Source organism: Vibrio sp. S234-5 (assembly GCF_000960595.1).
Classification (GTDB): Bacteria; Pseudomonadota; Gammaproteobacteria; order Enterobacterales; family Vibrionaceae; genus Vibrio.
The window spans coordinates 149,276-167,999 of the sequence record NZ_JZAM01000362.1 but is presented as its reverse complement, the minus strand read 5'-3'; the positions used below and the strand labels follow the sequence as shown (position 1 = coordinate 167,999).

Genomic DNA, 18,724 nt, shown 5'->3' with positions numbered 1-18,724 from the left:
CTTGGGCTTTATTTTACCAACACTACATCCTGCGTACGATTTTACGTGGGATCAGCTCAACCCCTGGTTTGTAGCGTTTGGCTGAGGCGTTGAGTGCCAATTCCAGCGCGCTGTCGGCAATCAGCTCAAACTGTTGTGGTAATGAGTTCACTTTAAACGGCAGAAAATCCAACAAGCGATTATCACCAAACGTGGCCAGTTTTAGCGCGTCAATCAACTCCGGCTCTTCGAGAAGCACATCCAGCACACCTTCTAAAAGTGTGTAAGACGTCGTGATGATGGCGTCGGGAACGCGGTTTTGCGCTATCCATAAGCGCATAATTCGATAGCCCTCATCGCGATGAAAATGCTCGCCATAGGCAGATTGCGCCGTTTTTCCCCACTTGCGCAGCGCCGACTCATACCCTTGGTGACGCTCACGTGAGATGGTCAACTCTGGCAAAGCGCCAAGCAAACCGATGGTGTGTATCTCATCACTCACTAATGAACTGGTGAGCTCGAATGCCGCGCCAAAATCTTCACTGACAACGCAACTAAAGTGCTCATCATCTAAAGGACGGTCAAGGGCGATCACTGGCGTGCCCGCTTGCTGCATCTTGAAGTAGTAGTCATTGGCATCCGGCATACTGGTCGCGACAAACAGCGCATCAATGCGTCGACTCACCAGCGCTTCCGCCACTTTTTGTTCGGTATCAGGGTCATCGTCAGAACAGCCAATCAAAATTTGGTAGCCCGCTTTGCGCGAGTTTTGCTCAAGCAGTTTTGCCAGCCGCGCATAACTGGTGTTTTCGAGATCGGGAATAATCAAACCAAAGGATCGCGAGTTCCCTGCTCTTAGGGACGATGCCGCATGATCGGGGCGAAAATTGTACTCTTCCACCACAGCCATCACTTTCATTTGCGTCTTTTCGCTGATCCGATATTTCTGCGCTTTGCCATTAATGACATAGCTGGCTGTGGTCTTAGATACACCAGCCAACTTGGCGATTTCATCTAGGGTCATTGTTCTCACCTTAATCTGTGCGCCGGATCATAGAATCCGCTTCTTGATCTTAAACTCGGTTGAATTATACGCTGAATCGATTCAGTATAAAAGCTGAAAGGATTCAGCAAATTTTGAAAGTTGCCCCAACTCAAGCTTAACGGGACAACAGAGCGCACAGCATAGGTATTCATAGAGAAAGTACCGTTTGCTGAATTTTTTTAAATGACTTGCTGAATCGGTTCAGCTGAAAATACAGCACTAGACTAAGAACCGAACCATGAACGAGTGCCACACAAAGGCTAAGAGGCAACATGCTTAAACTCAATGAATCAGATATCACTCTACAACAGAGTGCCGAGAACAAACTGGACGCCATCCGCCACATTGCAGCGGCTTTAACTAGCAAAGGCCTCGTTGCCGAAGGTTATGTACAAGGCATGCTCAACCGTGAAGGACAAAACTCAACATTTCTCGGTAACGGCATCGCCATTCCACATGGCACCACCGATACACGTGATTTGGTCAAACAGACCGGAGTGGCGGTTTACCACTTCCCACAAGGAGTCGATTGGGGTGATGGCAACACCGCTTATCTGGCGATCGGGATTGCGGCCAAATCCGACGAACACTTAGGCATTTTGAAGCAACTCACCAAAGTACTCAGCGCAGATGGCGTTGAAGCGCGTTTAAAGCAAGCCTCCACAGCCAAAGAGATCATCGCGCTATTAAATGGTGAAGTGCAACTTGAAGCGGAATTTGACGCCGCATCTATCCAGTTGCAATTCCCTGCCAGCGATATGGTGCAGATGAGTGCAGTGGCTGGCGGTTTGCTGAAAAACAGTGGTTGCAGTGATGCCAGTTTTGTTGCGGATTTAGTCACCAAAGCACCAACCCATCTTGGTGGCGGTTTATGGTTGGTTGGCAGCCATGTAGGTGTCTCTCGCACAGCGGTTTCTTTTGTAACCACAGCCAATCACTGTGAATACAACAACCTGCCAGTTAAAGGTCTGCTGGCGTTTTCTGCCTGTAACGATGCGCACCAGCCCATTCTGGCCAACCTTACCCAACTCGTATTCGACAAACAGCAATCGACTCTGCTAAGCGCCAGCGCAGAACAAGTCATCGCGCTGTTGAAAGGTGAAGAAAGCAACCCATCCAGCGCTGGCAATGTCGCGGTATTTAAGATCAAAAATGCCCACGGTCTGCATGCCAGACCTGGTGCGATGTTGGTGGCTGAAGCGAAGAAGTTTGAATCGACGATCAAAGTATCGAACCTCAACGGTGACGGCTCTACCGTCAACGCCAAGAGCTTAATGAAAGTGATTGCGCTGGGTGTCAAACATGGCCACCAGTTGCAGTTCACAGCAGAAGGCCCAGACGCCCCCCAAGCGCTAGAAGCGATTGGTGCCGCTATCTCATCAGGCTTGGGTGAAGGCTAAAAGGTGGCGAGCATGAGTAACAAGACCAATAACGTTGTCACCATTACCCTCAATCCAGCGCTTGATCTCACTGGCAGCCTAGCAGCATTGAATATCGGTTCGGTGAGCTTGGTTAACCAGAGCAGCCTGCACGCTGCCGGCAAAGGGGTCAATGTGGCGAAAGTGCTGAGTGATCTTGGCGCGAAAGTTACGGTAACCGGGTTTCTTGGCAAAGATAACCCAGAAATGTTTCATCAGTTGTTCAGTGACATTGGCGCGCAAGATGAGTTTGTCTATGTCAACGGCGCGACACGTATCAATGTCAAGTTGGTGGAAGCGGATGGCCGAGTCAATGACATCAACTTCCCGGGCGTCACCGTCAGCAGCGCAGACATTTCGGCGTTCGAACAGACATTGCAACGCTTGATGACCGACCATCAGTACTTTGTCTTTGCTGGAAGCTTGCCACAAGGCGTCAGCCCAGAGCAGTGCGCTAAGTGGATTGAACTGCTACAAAGCGAAGGCAAAAACGTCCTGTTTGACAGCAGCCGCGCGGCCTTAAAAGCCGGCCTAGAAGCAACACCTTGGCTGATCAAACCCAACGATGAAGAGCTCAGCGAGTTTGTCGGTCAACCATTAACTAGCCGAGAAGCCTGCCAAAACGCGGCGCAAAGCTTGGCGGAAAAAGGCATCGCCAACGTGGTGGTATCGATGGGTGCTGAAGGTGTGATGTGGCTGAATGACCAGCAATGGTTGTGCGCAAAGCCACCAAAAATGGCTGTGGTCAGCACCGTTGGTGCGGGCGATACCCTCGTTGCGGGGCTCTGCTGGGGCCACATGCAACAGATGCCAAAAGCCGAATTATTGAAGTTTGCCACCGCGTTGTCCGCTATGGCGGTCACGCAGGTTGGCGTGGGATTAACCAGCCAGCAAGAGTTGGAAAATATACAACAAAGAACGCAAGTTCAACTGCTCTGTACTGAAGCGAACTAACGCCAGTGCAAGCTACGAGACAAGAAGGTTAACAGTATGAAAATTGCAATTATCACTGCCTGCCCTAGTGGCGTCGCAAACAGCATCATCGCTGCCGGGTTGCTAGAAAAAGCGGCTAAAGCCCTGAACTGGGATGCCAGCATTGAATGTCAATCAACGGTAATGGACTCCGCTACACTGACCGAGCAGCAAATCGCCGCCGCCGAAGTGGTGGTTATCGCCGCCAATACGGAGGTGGATGACCGCCGCTTCGTCGGTAAAAAAGTCTATCGCGCTTCGATAGATCAAGTTACCAGCGATGCTGGTGCCTTTCTACAAACCGCCGCCAGTCAAGCGCAGTTGCTTGAGAAAGCGTCGGTGACCACCAGCCAAACGGCACCCGCGGCAGCAACTAAGAAAATTGTCGCTATCACCGCTTGCCCAACTGGCGTCGCTCATACATTTATGGCGGCAGAAGCGTTAGAAGAAGAAGGCAAACGTCGTGGACACCAAATCAAAGTGGAAACTCGCGGCTCTGTCGGCGCGAAAAACCAACTTACCACACAAGAGATTGCAGAAGCGGATCTGGTGATCATCGCCGCCGATATCGAAGTGCCATTAGAGCGTTTCAACGGCAAAAAAATGTACCGCACAAAAACGGGCCCAGCGCTGAAGAAAACTGGCGAAGAGATGGACAAAGCGTTTGCTCAAGCCACTGTTTATCAGCATTCTGGCTCCGCCAACGCCTCTTCTGAGACAGAAGAGAAAAAAGGCGTGTACAAACACCTGATGACTGGCGTGTCGCACATGCTACCTGTGGTTGTCGCGGGTGGTTTGATCATCGCCCTCTCTTTCGTCTTTGGTATCGAAGCATTTAAAGAAGAAGGGACCTTAGCCGCAGCCCTGATGACAATTGGTGGTGGCTCCGCTTTCGCTCTGATGATCCCAGTTTTGGCGGGCTTTGTCGCTTTCTCTATCGCCGACCGCCCAGGGCTTGCACCAGGTCTTATCGGTGGCATGCTGGCAAGTTCGACAGGCGCTGGCTTCCTTGGTGGTATTGCAGCCGGCTTTATTGCAGGTTACTCGGCGAAATTCATTGCCGACAAAGTTCAGTTGCCACAGTCGATGGAAGCGCTGAAACCCATTTTAATCATCCCGTTTATCGCCAGCTTAATCACCGGCCTCACCATGATCTACATCGTCGGCGGCCCTGTCTCTGGCATCATGAGCGCCATGACTGAGTTCTTAAATAACATGGGTTCAGCCAACGCAGTGCTGCTGGGTGTGATCCTTGGCGCGATGATGTGTTTCGACCTAGGTGGTCCGGTGAATAAAGCGGCATACACTTTTGGTGTCGGTCTACTGGCTTCACAAACTTACGCGCCAATGGCGGCCATTATGGCGGCGGGCATGGTGCCAGCGCTGGGTATGGGCTTGGCGACCTTCCTCGCTCGTGACAAATTTGAGCCAAGCGAGCGTGAAGCGGGTAAAGCCTCCTTTGTACTTGGCCTGTGCTTTATCTCTGAAGGTGCGATTCCATTTGCAGCGAAAGATCCAATGCGTGTCATCCCCGCTTGTATGGCTGGCGGCGCATTGACTGGAGCTCTTTCTATGCTGTTTGGCGCGAAGCTGATGGCACCTCACGGCGGCTTGTTTGTTCTACTGATCCCTAACGCGATCACACCGGTACTGATGTACTTAGTCGCGATTGCTGCGGGTACCGCGCTGACTGGCTTTGGCTACGCGTTTCTCAAAAACCGCACTGAGCAAAAAGAAGCAGCAACCGCACCATCCAACGCTTGAACCTTGATGCGCTAAATCCCCCCGATTTGGCCTTTCACACCTCCCCATGCGGGAGGTGTTTTTTTATCCGTTACACCTTCAGCCCTCAGTGTCCATAACCCTAACTTATGGGCAAATAACCTACTATTTGGCTATCAACCTAGCCAACGCTTAAATGTGACTCAATTTTGAGACATTACATTTCTCTGACAAATCAATACTTGCACTACTCCTCACTTTCCATAAAATGCACAGCGTTTTATTACAAATAACAAAACGGATAACAATATAATGAAAAAACGACTTCTTGCGCTTGCTGTCATTTCTGCTTTCGCGCAAGCGAACGACCAAAGCACAACAACAACTAACGATGTTTCTGGTTTTTACCTAGGTGGAGGCTTGGGTACGACAACGGTTGAAACCGACGCTAACTGGTATAATGACCCTCGATTGGATTCGAGCGATAACTCTTACAAGTTGATCGCAGGTTATCAGATCAACCGTATTGTCGGCATCGAGACACAATACACCCGTTATGGTGACATCTACTCTAAGAACTTAGAGACACGCCAGTACATTAAACCAGAAAATTTTGCGGTGATGGCCAACCTTGGTTACACCTTCGACAACGGCTGGCGCCCTTTTGGCACCATTGGCCTAGGCAAAACTGAGCTCAGTGCGTTCGGCGATTCACTCAAAGAGACATCAGTCCACGTTGGTGTCGGCGGTGAATACTCGCCAAAAGAGCTGAAAAACCTTAACTTCCGTCTTGCTTACGAAGTCGACTCAGCCAAGTTTGACAAACTGGATGATACGACCGTTACTCTCGGTACATTTTACCTAGGCGCTAGCTACAAATTCTAATCTGTGGACCAACTCCTAGAACAAAAGGTTGCCTAGGCAACCTTTTTTCTGCCTATCAATCAACAAAATACAACTACAACTGGCTTTCCTGCACACTCTGATTGCCTGCAATCGCGACATAATCCGTATATATTTGCGGCGCGCCAGAAAAAGAAGCCAATGTTCTCCATTCAGCATACATCTGTTCAGTATCCGGATGCTCCGCGACAAACTGCATAGCCTTGTCAGTCGAAACATCCATATCGGGATGAAATGCGTTAAGCGAATCTAGGCTTTCAATAATCAACATAACCGCATACTGATCTAAGCGATTGCCTCCCTGACCTTTGAGCAGATGAAATTTCCATCCGGGATAGTCTTCAATGCGACCAATATTGTTGGTGATAAATTCTTCAAACTGCACTGGAGTCACGCTGGGCTTTAACGCCAGATTATGAATACCAACCACACGCTCAATTTTCTCCTCGCCGAGCACATTGCGGTAATTCGGGCCTTTTGGCAGTGAACTGTTGTTATTTTCAGCGACTAAGCTGTAGTAAGTATAAAGTGTTGGCAGCTCTGTAAACGATGCAAAACTCTTCCACTCTTCAATCAGAACAAGGGCTTGCGGATGTTGCTGCCAAAACTCATGCGCCTTAACCGTCAACTCGCCATTGCTATCTACGTATCGAGCGTAGGTTGCCGCATCTTTTGCTTGATAAAGCATCAAGTATTGATGTTCCCGCTCTCCTCTCAGGCCACGAAGCAATGTCCACTGCCAGTCAGGATAGGCTTGGATATGCACTCCTTTGCATTTGGCAAAATCCTCAAACTGCTGAGAAGCAATCTCTCTTTTCAGGTTGATACCCACATAATGTATCGAGAATACGGGTGTTGAACTTTTCATAGCACTTTCCTTCTTAGGCGTCGATTGCGTTATCGAGTTATCTTTCTAGCCTTCAGCGTAACCAGCAACAGACAGAAAATGGTGCTACCCAATGCGACTGTGAGGTTAACAGAGTGAGCGATAAAACCAACAAGGGCAGGCCCAACGAGCAGGCCAACGTAGCCGATGAGTGTGACTGCGGGAAAAGCCAGATTGGCTGGTACCTGCGTTTGATTGCCAGCCGCATTAAATAAAATAGGAACGATGTTTGCTATCCCGAGACCAACCAAGATAAGCCCAATGAAGGTAAGCCATGTGAGATGGGTTGCGATCATCAGCACTAAGCCTGAAATGGCCAGTAGGCTACCAAAAAGCAGTATGCGGTAGCATCCCATCGCATTGATAAGACGATCGCCATACAGACGAGCAATGGTCACCGCGACCGCGTACAGGGTAAAACCTAGACCCGCTTGAGACTTAGCGACACCGAGTTCTGTATGAAGAAAGAGTGCCGACCAATCCAACATTGCCCCTTCCGTTAAGAAAACGAAGAAACAAAGCAAGGCAATAAAGGCGACTTTAGAATGGGCAAGTGCACTCAACACGCCTCGTTTATGTTCGTTACTCACTTCCACCGCGGGTAATAGATCCCGAGCAGCGATCAACAGAAGCAACATCAAGATGCAGGCAATCAAGCTTGTGGCAAGTTGCGGTGGCATCCCACTCCACAGCAGCGCACTGACGCAACCCGCACCGGCAATACTGCCAAGGCTGTAGAAACCATGAAATCCAGACATTTTCGCCTGACCACTTTCGCGCTCAACAACGATTGCCTGTGAGTTCATTGCCACATCCATAATTCCATTAACAGCACCAAACAGCAGTAAAGCGGCACTCATCAATACCAGTTCATCTATTAACGTCAGCAAGGGCAAATCAAGACACAATAAAATGCCCGCGCTTACCAGTATTTTCCGACAGCCAAACTTAGTAAGAAGTTGACTCGTAATCGGCATGATCAGCATCGAGCCTGCACCAATACAAAACAGCATTAAGCCAAGTAGGCCGTCGTCAATCTCTAAACGCAACTTGGCGAATGGAATCAAAGGAGCCCAAGCCGACATGCCAACTCCCGCGAGAAAAAAGATGATTCGAGTTGCGATTTGCTGGCGAAAATTACTCGTTGCACTGGTTTTTACCAGGAGCTCTAGCATAACGGCGATGTCTCCGAGTCTGTGGAACTCTGCGCAACGCAAAGATAATCGGTATAAATCTGCGGTGATCCAGAAAATGACGCGAACTGTTTCCACTCCTCATACATTTGTTTGGTATCACGGTGTGCTTTGGCAAAGCTCACTGCCGCGTCAGTTGCGATATCGGGCTCTGGATAGAAAACATCCAATGCCGCGAGGCTGGCTATTTCCATCATCACAACGTATTGGTCAAGGCGATTGCCGCGCTCCCCTTTGAGTAAACGAAACTTCCAATCTGGGTAGTCTTCTATCCGCTGATGATTGTCTGCAATGAAGCGTTCAAACTGCTGCGCGGTCACTCCTTCACGCAACGCCACGTTGTGAATGCCGATAACGCGGGCGATGGTATCTTCATTTGGGCTCTGAGCAGCCTGATATCTTGGGCCTTGTGTCACGTTGCTTTTGACATTCTCAGCCACAAGGCGATAGTCGGTAAAAAGCGTCGGGAGTTGGCTAAATGTCGCCAATTTGCGCCATTGGTGCAAAATCGCCAGGGAATCCGCATGTTGTTGCCAAAAAGCATGAGCGAATACGGTTCTTTCTCCTGTGCGGTTTACGTATCGATCGCGCTGCTTTGTACTTTCAATTTCATAGAGCATGAGGTACTGCCCTACTCGTTCACCGCGCAGACCACGCAGCAGCGTCCAATTCCAGCCCGGATAGTTCGGGAGATGGACACCTTGTTCCCGAACAAAAGATTCAAACTGCGCCTGAGTAACACCCGCTTCGGTATCAATACCGATGTAGTAAAAGCTAAAAACTGGTTTTGTGGATAAAGTTTGCACCTTCATTAACCGTCTCCCTCACCGATTGTCATCGAAAACTGGGTGTTAATAATCGCTTCCACCAAGGTGACACCAATTGGCGTGAGGGTGATCTTATTGCCACTGATGGTGACCAGTGCTTTGCGCTCCAAACGTTTTAGCGTGTGATAGATGGTTGGATTGTCAAATAAGCTTTTCCCATCAAACCGCATTTGGAACACGCTATCGTCGACAGGTACTAACGTCGAAAGCGCCATTTTCACTGCATTCACTTCACGTTGGTTTGCCGAAAAGCCTCGGCTTTCTTCGATGGGCATACGATCTTGATCCAGCGCTTCTTTATACCGCTTATAACTGGTGATATTGATGGCCTCAGAAAGACGAGACTTGGAACTGCCACCCAGCCCTATCGCGACTTCTGGGTATTGTTGATCGAGATCGGTGATCAGCCCTTTCCACTTCTCAGCAGGTTGGTCATTGCGGTGAAAGTACATGGTGGGATGCTCGGTGTAGCGCTTGGCCAATGAGTTTTCGATAAGCTCGCGCATTTGGTACTGTTTACCGAGCCCAGGAAAAGTCATGTTGTTAATACTAATCAGCCCTTTCTTTTGCCAAAGGCTTTCACGCTCACCTGATACGCCAGTGCGGTGTTTAATGAACTCATCTAAATGCAGTTTTGTACACACCACATGAGAGAGATCGAGTTCCAGCGTCTTTTGCATGTCGAACTTAACGTCATCGACACTTTGCCCAAGCATGCCGTAGATAAGGTCCACGCTCACCCAATCAATACCGATTTCTCGTGCTTGATGGATCGTCTCTTCACACTCGTCTGCCGTGTGCATACGCCCACAAGCGGAGATGATTTCATCTTTAAACGATTGTGTACCAAAACTTATTTTACTGAAGCCGAGCTCTTTCAATAACTCAAGATAATCTCTTTTCAGCGTCCCAGGTTCTCCTTCAAAGCGCATCGTGGCATGCGAGAAGTTAAAGTGACTTTTGTAAAACGCCATCATGCGACGCAACTCTGGCCCAGGTAACAGTGATGGCGTGCCGCCAAAAATATTAAACTCAGCCACTTCAACGTTTGCCAAACTAGGCACTCGCTTTAGCCACATTTGTGCTTCCTTGATGTTGAAATTCACCACATCATTAAACACTTGCTGCGACGAGGGCGCTTTGGGATTGAGGATCACCGTCGGGTACTGACAGAAGTGACAACGATAGCGACAAGTTGGAATGTAAGCCCATAAATGAATTTTGCCCGCCTTTTTAATGTCACTTTCCATGTCGGAAAAAAAGTTACCTAAAGGATAATCGACAATGTCTCCTGGAAAGACGTGACAACCGAACGGATCTTTATAAACGTATTCAAGAAAAGCGTGATTTTCCGGTTGAGCCAAAAATGAGCCGACTAACGGAACTGGGTAGTTTTCATCGATATCCAGAAGAGATTGCAATGCATCACTCATTAGAAGACCCCTCCATTGCCGAAATAGTTATGCGCCTCTCCCGATTCCCTGTCTTCACAGAAATAATGAACAAAGCGTTTAAAATCCTCCTCTTGCACGGATTCAAAACACGTTGGCAAGGGCGGTGGAAAACCAATTTCATCGCCAACAGCGCGGCGCATTGCCGAAAAAAGTGCGTCGCGATATTCAAAATACAGGCGGTATGCAGGTGTTTTGTAAGCGTGTATTGCTTTGAAATCCACAATACGCATTTCATGTTTTATTTCATGAATACGTCGATATAACTCATCAGCAAGAGATTGTGAAAAGAAGTCTCGTACCGCTGGATTCTCTAACAACATATAAGGATTAAGCAGGACTGGTAGAATAATATTCTTGGGTGTGTAGTCTTTAACAGAATAGAACCAAGCCTGCTGAGATTGCTCCACGTTGGTATCGGATAGCCTCGTATTCTGCTTTTCGCTCTCCGGTCTAACATCCTTCATAATAATGATGCCATCTTTGCCATAGGCGATACCACTAATGACCTCGTCAAGAATAGTATCTACTCGCCTACTATTAATTTCCACATAAGCGTGTTTGGCATAAACAGGTTTACCACCATATGCGATGATCTTAATGCCGAAATCCCAGTCATCAGACAAATGTTCGACAAATCGTCCTTTGTTCAATTGGTAAAGTATTTCGATGCCACCTATCGCGTCATAAAGGCGACGCTCTACACCAAAACCTTTACCATCGGGAAATCCGCCAAATAATGAGAAAGAGAAATCACGCAGACGCAACGTTTTTTGTATTTCGTTAAACAGATTTGGACGAGTTTTGAAGTCTTCTGCATTGTAGTAGTTGCAAGTGCCCAAATCCCCATTTTGGGTGACCATGGTATTGACCAGCTCATACAACCAGTAGTCATTGACTGTACAATCTGCGTCTGCAGAAACAATATAATGTTTTCTGCTTTTGCCTAATCGGCTATCACGCGCCTTAGAGCGTAAAGAGGCGTAATCCATGCCTCGTTTTCTTGCAGAAGAAACGCCTTGAACCTTCTCATCGATAACGTAAATATCCAGTTCTGGATTGCACCTAGAAAACGCGTTAATCTTTGCTACTGAATCATCAGTTGAATTGTTATCAACAATAATCAATTCATAAGTATCATGAGTAACTAACTCATTTTTAGTTTTTTGATTAAATAATGACTGCAATACGGCATCAATACGAACACTTTCATTATAGACAGGTAGCACTACAGATATTAATATCGAATCTCTCATAATCCCTCCAGAATAGCGATGATTTAAAACACGAATAAATATATTTTTAACGTTATTTAATATTAAAGAATTCTGTCACGTTACTAGAGAGAACCCGGCGACCTAAGTGGAAGTTTTCTTCTGCTACACGTTTCATTTCTTTGCTATTATTAAGAAATTTATATAATTCAAAGATAAATTCATTTGTTGGTAATCCATCTTGCTCAGCAGATATTTCCATAATTGGTGCTTTGAAACCGTATTGACCATAGACCTCATGATAATATTCATAACTCGTTGCTATATAGCAACGTTGTTGGCTTACGGCTTCACCAATTGGGTTGCCATAACTGTCGTAATCATAGGACGTTAGAAAGGAGACTAAATCGCAAGAAAAATATAGGTCTTCAATACAAATTGGATCGAATTCTGTTTTAATATCTTCGTGCGGTAATGCGCCTAAGAATTTAACATATCTACTCACCTTTATTTCTTCAGCAAAAGATATTAATTTTTGATAACATTGATTGTCTTCATTTATATCACCAGCAATAACTAAAAACACTCTTCTTTTACTATTTGACTCTTCGAACATTTCATTCAACTTACTGACTAAGATTATATCTCTATCTAATCTTTTCTGGAAAATGACTCTCGTCGTTCGAGCAATTAAAATATCATTACTGTTTATGTTGAGTTGACACCTGATGTTAGTTCTTTTGCCTACAGTAGAGAAATTGTAAGTATTCTTCTTAACTTTGACTTCCACATTATGGTTGCACCACTCTTCTAAGTTTTTTTTCAAGTCATTATTGAGTGTTACGTAGGTAATATACCTAGATTTCACAGGTTTAACCGCATAAGTGTAAGGAGGAAGACCATACTTCATTATTGCCTTTTCACTGTTCCACATTAAGTCATGATCTCGCCATATGACAAAGTTATCCAAATTATTTTGATAACCATATTTATCAATTGCAATATATAACGCTTTCGTGTAGATAATATTTTCTGGTAGCGTTCCGTTTTCTACAACAACATGGCCTATATCAAGTTTCTGCCAGCAAGCAACGATAAGATCTGAAATTTCTTCTGCTGTCTTCTCTATTTTCATCAGAAGAGAACTGACTTCCTCATCCGAAATATACAGACTTTTATTGATGAGTGTATTGTGAACATACTCGATAAATGCTGTGTTGTAGTTTGCTATAGAGGTAATAGCTTCAATTCTGATTAACTTGAACACATCTCGATAGATATCTTTTTCAATGCCATAAGGTTTGTTAAACTTCCCTTTATCAACTTTAATGTCATACCCCAAATCCAAGTACGATTGAATCCCTTTCATTTTGAGTGATTTGGCAATCTTAGCGGCTTCAACAGTAATACCTGATACTGCAACCGCATCGAATGAGATAAATATTGCACTTTTTTTATATGTCATGTGCTTACCTCTACATCCCTGCTGGCAAAAAACATATATATCAACAGATTAAATATCACCTAGATACATTCACTAAATTAAGTCTAGCGTTTAACTTTTCTTAAAATCCAGAGTGATATTCGGAACAAACCGTTCCAAAGGAGCACGGCGATGATTTCTAGCCAAATATTCGTTGAAATGTAGATTACAGAGCTTTGAAAACAAAAATGAAATGCTGTGGCGCTGCCCACTGAATACAAAAAAGCCCCATTAGTGTTTCAATGGGGCTTTTTATTAACACATTAATTAGCTTTGTTTAGCATGTCGCATTGGGCTTTATGTGAAACAAAATGGCAAACATCACGGGGACGACAATCAATGTCAGAACCGTAGCAAAGCCTAGGCCTGCCATAATTGTGATCGCCATTGAGCCGAAAAAGGCATCAAACATCAGTGGGATCATACCCAAAATCGTTGTCAACGCGGCCATGCTGACCGGACGCACCCGGCTCACCGCACTGTCGATAATCGCCTGATAAGGTTCTTTACCCGAAGCAAGTTCAATATTGATTTGATCCAGCAGCACAATGCCATTTTTCAAAATCATGCCACTTAAGCTCAATAGCCCCAAAAACGCGGTGAAGCTAAACGGCATGTTGGTGGTCAACAAGCCAAACGAGACACCAATGATCGAAAGTGGCACAGTAAACCAAATCACCAGTGGTTTTTTCAGCGAGTTAAACAGCAATATGGTGATGACAAACATCAGCAAGTAACCCATAGGAAGCGAGCCGAACAGCGCTTGCTGGGCATCTTTCGACGACTCATACTCACCACCCCAAGTGATGCTGTAGCCATCGGGCAGAGGCAGTGCCATCACTTTCGGCTGGATACGCGCGAAAAGACTGGCTGGCGTATCGTCACTCAAAATGTCGTGGTCAGCCAGCACCGTTAGGGTGCGCTTACGGTCACGACGCTGAATCAAAGGCTCTGTCCAATCAAGCGTCACACCATCGATGACCTGATCTACCGGAACGTAAGTCTGTAGCGACGGGCTCCAGATCTTCACATTCTGCATCGATGCAAAATCGACCCGCTCGGATTCGGGTAAACGACCGACGATCGGCAAAATGTGCGTCCCATCTCTCAGTAGCCCCATGGTATTGCCGCCAAACGCCATTTGCAGGGTGTTTGACAGTTCCTCTTTGGAGATCCCCAAACGACGCGCTTTCGACTCGTTAAATTGCGGTACTAGTTCTTTGGTGCGTTCACGCCAGTCGTGACGAATGTTTCTCGCTCCCGGATCAGTGTGCAGCACATCTTCAACTTGCTTTGCTATATCTCGCAATACTTGTGGATCAGGACCTGAAATACGCGCTTCTATCTTAGATGCAGGCGATGGGCCAAATTCCATCAATTTAAACTGGAACGTCGGTTTGTCAAACTGGCTCGGCAGCGCTTGCGTCAGTTCATCCAGCAGTGCAAACATGCTTTCTCTGTCGAGGGCACGCACCTGCAATTGCGCATACGCTTCATAGCTTTTTTCCGGTTGGTAGGTCAAAGCAAAACGCTGCATCCCTTGACCAATGGACGTCGACACAAACTCCACTTGCTCATGCTGGCGAATAAAACGCTCTACCTTTTCGGTCTGCAACGTCGTTTGGCGGATATCGGTTCCTTGCGGCATCCATATATCGACGTAAAACATCGGCGTATTCGACGGCGGGAAGAATGACTGTTTCACCATGCCAAAAGCGAATACCGCCGCCACTAATAGCCCCACCATGGCGGTGACGGTCAACCAACGAAAACGCAGGGCAAATTTTAGCATCGCAGAGAAAATCACAAATAACGCGCCTTTGTAAGGATCTTCCTCTGTGTCACTGCCTTTTTCTTCCTCTTTGAGCAGCAAATCGGCTAGAAATGGCGTAATGGTTAACGCGGTCACCCAACTGAGGAAAAGGGAGTAGCACAGCACCCAAAACAGCGATCCCATAAACTCCCCAGTCGCATCCTGCGACAAGCCAATCGGAGCAAAAGCGGTAATCGCGATCACCGTTGCACCAAGCAGTGGCCATTGTGTTTGCTTGACGATATCAACCGCTGCCTGCACTTTACTGCGCCCTTTCTTCAGACCAACCAGTATGCCTTCCACCACCACAATGGCGTTATCCACCAGCATGCCCAGTGCGATGATCAACGCGCCAAGCGAGATACGGTGAAGTTCTATCTTGTTGTAATCCATCAAGATAAAGGTACCAAACACGGTAAGAAGCAGTACGAGGCCAATGATGATGCCACTGCGCATGCCCATGGCAAACAGCAAAACGATGATCACAATGGCAACGGCTTGCGCGAGGCTGACGATAAAATCTTGCACCGAGGTATCGACTTCGGCGGCTTGATTATAGAAATAGTTCAGCTCAACGCCCGCAGGTTTTATCGATTCGAGCAAAGCCAACTCTTGGCTGACTTTCTGCCCGACTTCCACCACGTTGACACCTGAGGCAAAGGAGATCCCTAAACTGATTGCTGGCTTGCCGTTGAAGGTGACGATGTTGGTCGGCTTCTCTTGGATATCTCGGCGGATGGTAGCCACATCTTTGAGACGGATCAGGTTGCCCGTGTCACGGCCGTGAATGATCAGATTTTCCAGCGCTTGAACAGACGTAAATGTGCCGCTCGGGCGAATGGTCAGGCTTTCACCGTTCACCATCACTTCACCAGAGGCCACCACATTATTCTGTTGGTTGAGCAGCCCAGCAACGGTATTCATGTCGAGGTTTAACGCAGCCAGACGATCAAGCGAGATCTCGACAAACAACATCTCTTGCTGATCGCCAGCAATCGCCACCTTGCCCACACCGTTAATCAACTCCAGTTCACGGGTCAAATGGTCGGCGTAACGTTTGAGCTCCACATAATCGTAGCCATCACCACTGAGCATGATCATCACGCCGTAAACATCACCGAAATCATCAATGATCTGCAAAGACTGGACACCCGAAGGCAATGTGGGCTTGAGATCATTAATCTTGCGCCGCATTTCATCCCAAATCTGTGGCAGCTCATCGGGACCATAATCCATCTTCATGCTCACCATGATTTGCGACATACCATTCGATGACGTCGAAGTAATATGGTCTATATACGGAAGCTGACGGATCTCTTTCTCCAGCGGATAGGTCAGCTCCTCTTCCACCTCTTTAGAGGTCGCGCCGGGATAAGTTGCAATAATCATCGCATCTTTAATGGTAAAAGCGGGATCTTCCAAGCGGCCGAGATTAAGGAAAGAAGTCACGCCACCAATGGCTAGAATAATAATAAACAGCCAGCTAATGACGCGGTTCTTGATGGAATATTCTGCGATATTCATTATTGATTGCTCTCCACCATTTTGACGGTTTTTCCTTCACGCAGTTTGCGCAGATTGGAATTCACTACCACATCCCCTGACGTAATACCTGAAGAGATAATGGCACCTTGACCATTGATTTGACTGACCTTAACTGCCACTCGCGTCACCTGCCCTTGATTGAGCTTCCAGACAAAGAATTCGCCAGACTCACGTCCGGCATCCAAGCTGGTCATTGGTAATTGATAGCCGTCCACCGAGGTGATGCCCGCCGCCTGCATATCCACTTCAACACTGGCGCTGGTACCGGGCAAAATCGGCGGTGAGATCTGCTCCATCGCTAACCACATGGCATAACTGCGAGACTGCGGATCGGGTTCACTGGTGTACTCCAAGTAGTGCACCGGAAACTCGCCCTCGACGCCAGAGAAACGCGCTTTCGGCTGATATGTCGCTGATTGACGATCGGGATCCACTTTGGCGAGCACGTTATCGGATAGCTCAATTTGCACGTAGACCTTATCATCCTGATAGAGATTAAGAATTGGTTCACCAATTTCTGGGCGTTCATAACGCTCTTTGAACACATCGGTGACGGTCCCCGAAAATGGCGCCACCAAGCGGGTGTATTCCAGCTGATTTTTGGCCATCTGATACTGTGCATTGGCGAGCTGGCGATTGGCCGTGAGTTCATCAAGCTCCGCTTGAGAGATCATCGCTCGCTCAAACAGCTCCTTACCGCGTTCATGCTGCTTAAGCGCCAACGCATGTTTCGCTTTGGCATCTTCCAGTGCCTGCTTTTGTTTGCTGTCGTCGAGTTTGGCCAGCAGTTGGCCTTGTTTTACGCGATCGCCCGCACGCACCAACACTTGCAAAATTTCGCCAGTGGTACGAAAGGCAATCGGCGTCTGCTCCGCGGCCACCACTTGCCCTTTAAACACGCGATATTGCGTTGTCACTGGCGCCCCGACTTGGTAAGTCGAAACGGTCAGTACATCACTTTGATGGTCTGGAACGTGCTCTTGGCAGCCGGCTAAACCCAATAAAGAAAGTAGGGTCAGCGTGATTAACGATTTGTTCATTAGATCCCTTCCTCACGTTGCCACGCTTTGACTACCTGCCCTTCGGTAAGATTTTCCACTCCGGCAATCACCACTCGATCTTGACGATTCAAACCTGAAATCACATCCCCGTTCGCATTGAGTGACAATGTCACCTTCTTCAATTGTTGATTCTCTTCATCCAACAGCCAAACGTCACCTTGCGAGCCTTTCTTTGACACCCAAGCCGCTTCTGGCAAGGTTAAAAACGGGGTTATATTCGCTTTACCAATCGAAACTTGTCCTGTCATCCCACTGAGTAAGTTCCTGTCTTGCGGACGTGTGATGGTCACAATCGCCGTGTAGCTGTTGGTATCAGCATCACGGCGCGTGGTGATCTCTTTGAACTGAGCCGGGATAGGCTTATCGGGTTCGCTGTCCATCGTTACCCACATAGGAAGATTCTTCAGCTTGTCTAAGCCATTCGCCTCAACATAAGAAATAGGAACGGTAAACGAAACGTCTAACGAACTGTTGTCGATCAAGTTAAGGATTTGCTGTTTGGCGGCAACCACCTGATTGGGTTTGACGTAGGTATAGGAAACCACGCCACTAAACGGCGCTTTCAACATCGCATAACTTAAATCCGTTTTTGCCTGTTCATAGGTCGCTCTCGCCGCGGTAAATGCGGTTTCTGCTTGATCATAAACATCGGTACTAATGAGCTTCTTGTGATACAAGCTTTGTGCTCTTTGCCACTGAGTTTGCGCCAGCGCGTATTGCGCACTCGCCGCATCTAACTGCAACTGCAGATCGGCTTGATCTAATCTGGCTAACAGCTCTCCTTGTTGTACTTCATCGCCCATGCGCACAGTCAATGCATCAATTTGACCCGCCACTTGAAAAGAAAGTTGCGCTCGTTTGGTAGCATCAATTTGCGCAAGGAAACTGTCCGCCGAACTCGCCATCAAATCGTTCACCGACAAAAGCTTTACAGGTTTCACCGTCAACACCGTCGTTTCAGAAACAGCCTGATTACACCCAACAAGCAAGCCAATCGTAGCTAAAAGCACACTGCTATTGAGCAAAGTGCGTTTTATCAAAGGTTTTCGCACAGTCGCTTCTCCAATCATCCATTTATTACACAGATGTGCAGTATATTAAGATTCAAGAAACGATCAATATATTTTCCAACTGTACAGCAAAAAAATTAGTCAATTGACGCCCTTGTGGTTACACTAGGTCGTTTTTGCAAAAGGGGAAAAATGCTCGGTT

At 47.2% G+C, this 18,724-nt stretch carries 14 protein-coding genes; 4 read left to right on the top strand and 10 right to left on the bottom strand.

What is annotated here, in order from left to right; translation table 11 throughout:
- Positions 1-22 precede the first annotated feature (22 nt).
- Entirely contained in the window at positions 23-1,003 is a 981-nt protein-coding gene (cra, locus tag UF06_RS21070) for a catabolite repressor/activator (RefSeq protein WP_045572191.1), read from the bottom strand.
- A 293-nt stretch (positions 1,004-1,296) separates the two neighbouring features.
- On the opposite strand from cra, the gene fruB reads away from it, so the two are divergent.
- From fruB to UF06_RS21050, 4 genes are all read left to right on the top strand, one after another.
- Positions 1,297-2,424, top strand: coding sequence for a fused PTS fructose transporter subunit IIA/HPr protein (gene fruB, locus UF06_RS21065; RefSeq protein WP_045572190.1), 1,128 nt, complete (start codon positions 1,297-1,299; stop codon positions 2,422-2,424).
- A gap of 12 nt (positions 2,425-2,436) precedes the next feature.
- The gene (gene pfkB / locus UF06_RS21060) at positions 2,437-3,396 is read left to right on the top strand and encodes a 1-phosphofructokinase (RefSeq protein ID WP_045572189.1); all 960 of its coding nucleotides are present in this window, start codon (positions 2,437-2,439) and stop codon (positions 3,394-3,396) included.
- Positions 3,397-3,432: 36 nt separating this feature from the next.
- Entirely contained in the window at positions 3,433-5,178 is a 1,746-nt protein-coding gene (gene fruA / locus UF06_RS21055) for a PTS fructose transporter subunit IIBC (RefSeq protein WP_045572188.1), read from the top strand.
- Positions 5,179-5,448: 270 nt separating this feature from the next.
- Positions 5,449-6,021 (top strand): porin family protein, encoded by a 573-nt coding sequence (locus UF06_RS21050; protein ID WP_045572187.1) that lies wholly within the window; start codon positions 5,449-5,451, stop codon positions 6,019-6,021.
- 73 nt (positions 6,022-6,094) lie between these two features.
- Here the strand turns inward: UF06_RS21050 and UF06_RS21045 are convergent, their stop codons facing one another.
- The 9 genes from UF06_RS21045 to UF06_RS21005 all read right to left on the bottom strand — a co-directional run bounded on the left by UF06_RS21045 (position 6,095) and on the right by UF06_RS21005 (position 18,564).
- Positions 6,095-6,907, bottom strand: a complete 813-nt coding sequence (locus UF06_RS21045) for a hypothetical protein (RefSeq protein WP_045572186.1) — start codon at positions 6,905-6,907, stop codon at positions 6,095-6,097.
- A gap of 29 nt (positions 6,908-6,936) precedes the next feature.
- Positions 6,937-8,100, bottom strand: coding sequence for an MFS transporter (locus UF06_RS21040; RefSeq protein WP_045572185.1), 1,164 nt, complete (start codon positions 8,098-8,100; stop codon positions 6,937-6,939).
- Complete coding sequence (locus UF06_RS21035; protein WP_045572184.1) at positions 8,094-8,930, bottom strand: hypothetical protein; 837 nt, start codon at positions 8,928-8,930, stop codon at positions 8,094-8,096. The genes UF06_RS21040 and UF06_RS21035 overlap by 7 nt, the downstream gene beginning before the upstream one ends.
- Complete coding sequence (locus UF06_RS21030; protein ID WP_045572183.1) at positions 8,930-10,378, bottom strand: radical SAM protein; 1,449 nt, start codon at positions 10,376-10,378, stop codon at positions 8,930-8,932. Before UF06_RS21030 ends, UF06_RS21035 begins: the two co-directional genes overlap by 1 nt.
- On the bottom strand, positions 10,378-11,652 hold the full coding sequence (locus tag UF06_RS21025; RefSeq protein ID WP_045572182.1) for a glycosyltransferase family 2 protein: 1,275 nt from the start codon (positions 11,650-11,652) through the stop codon (positions 10,378-10,380). Before UF06_RS21025 ends, UF06_RS21030 begins: the two co-directional genes overlap by 1 nt.
- A 52-nt stretch (positions 11,653-11,704) precedes the next feature.
- Positions 11,705-13,075: a glycosyltransferase gene (locus UF06_RS21020; protein WP_045572181.1), complete on the bottom strand. Its 1,371-nt coding sequence runs from the start codon at positions 13,073-13,075 to the stop codon at positions 11,705-11,707.
- 295 nt (positions 13,076-13,370) lie between these two features.
- Positions 13,371-16,430 carry an efflux RND transporter permease subunit gene (locus tag UF06_RS21015; RefSeq protein ID WP_045572180.1) on the bottom strand — a complete coding sequence of 1,020 codons (3,060 nt, stop codon included), beginning with the start codon at positions 16,428-16,430 and terminating at the stop codon, positions 13,371-13,373.
- Positions 16,430-17,491: an efflux RND transporter periplasmic adaptor subunit gene (locus UF06_RS21010; RefSeq protein ID WP_045572179.1), complete on the bottom strand. Its 1,062-nt coding sequence runs from the start codon at positions 17,489-17,491 to the stop codon at positions 16,430-16,432. The genes UF06_RS21015 and UF06_RS21010 overlap by 1 nt, the downstream gene beginning before the upstream one ends.
- The gene (locus UF06_RS21005; protein WP_045572293.1) at positions 17,491-18,564 is read right to left on the bottom strand and encodes an efflux RND transporter periplasmic adaptor subunit; all 1,074 of its coding nucleotides are present in this window, start codon (positions 18,562-18,564) and stop codon (positions 17,491-17,493) included. Before UF06_RS21005 ends, UF06_RS21010 begins: the two co-directional genes overlap by 1 nt.
- Positions 18,565-18,724 lie beyond the last annotated feature (160 nt).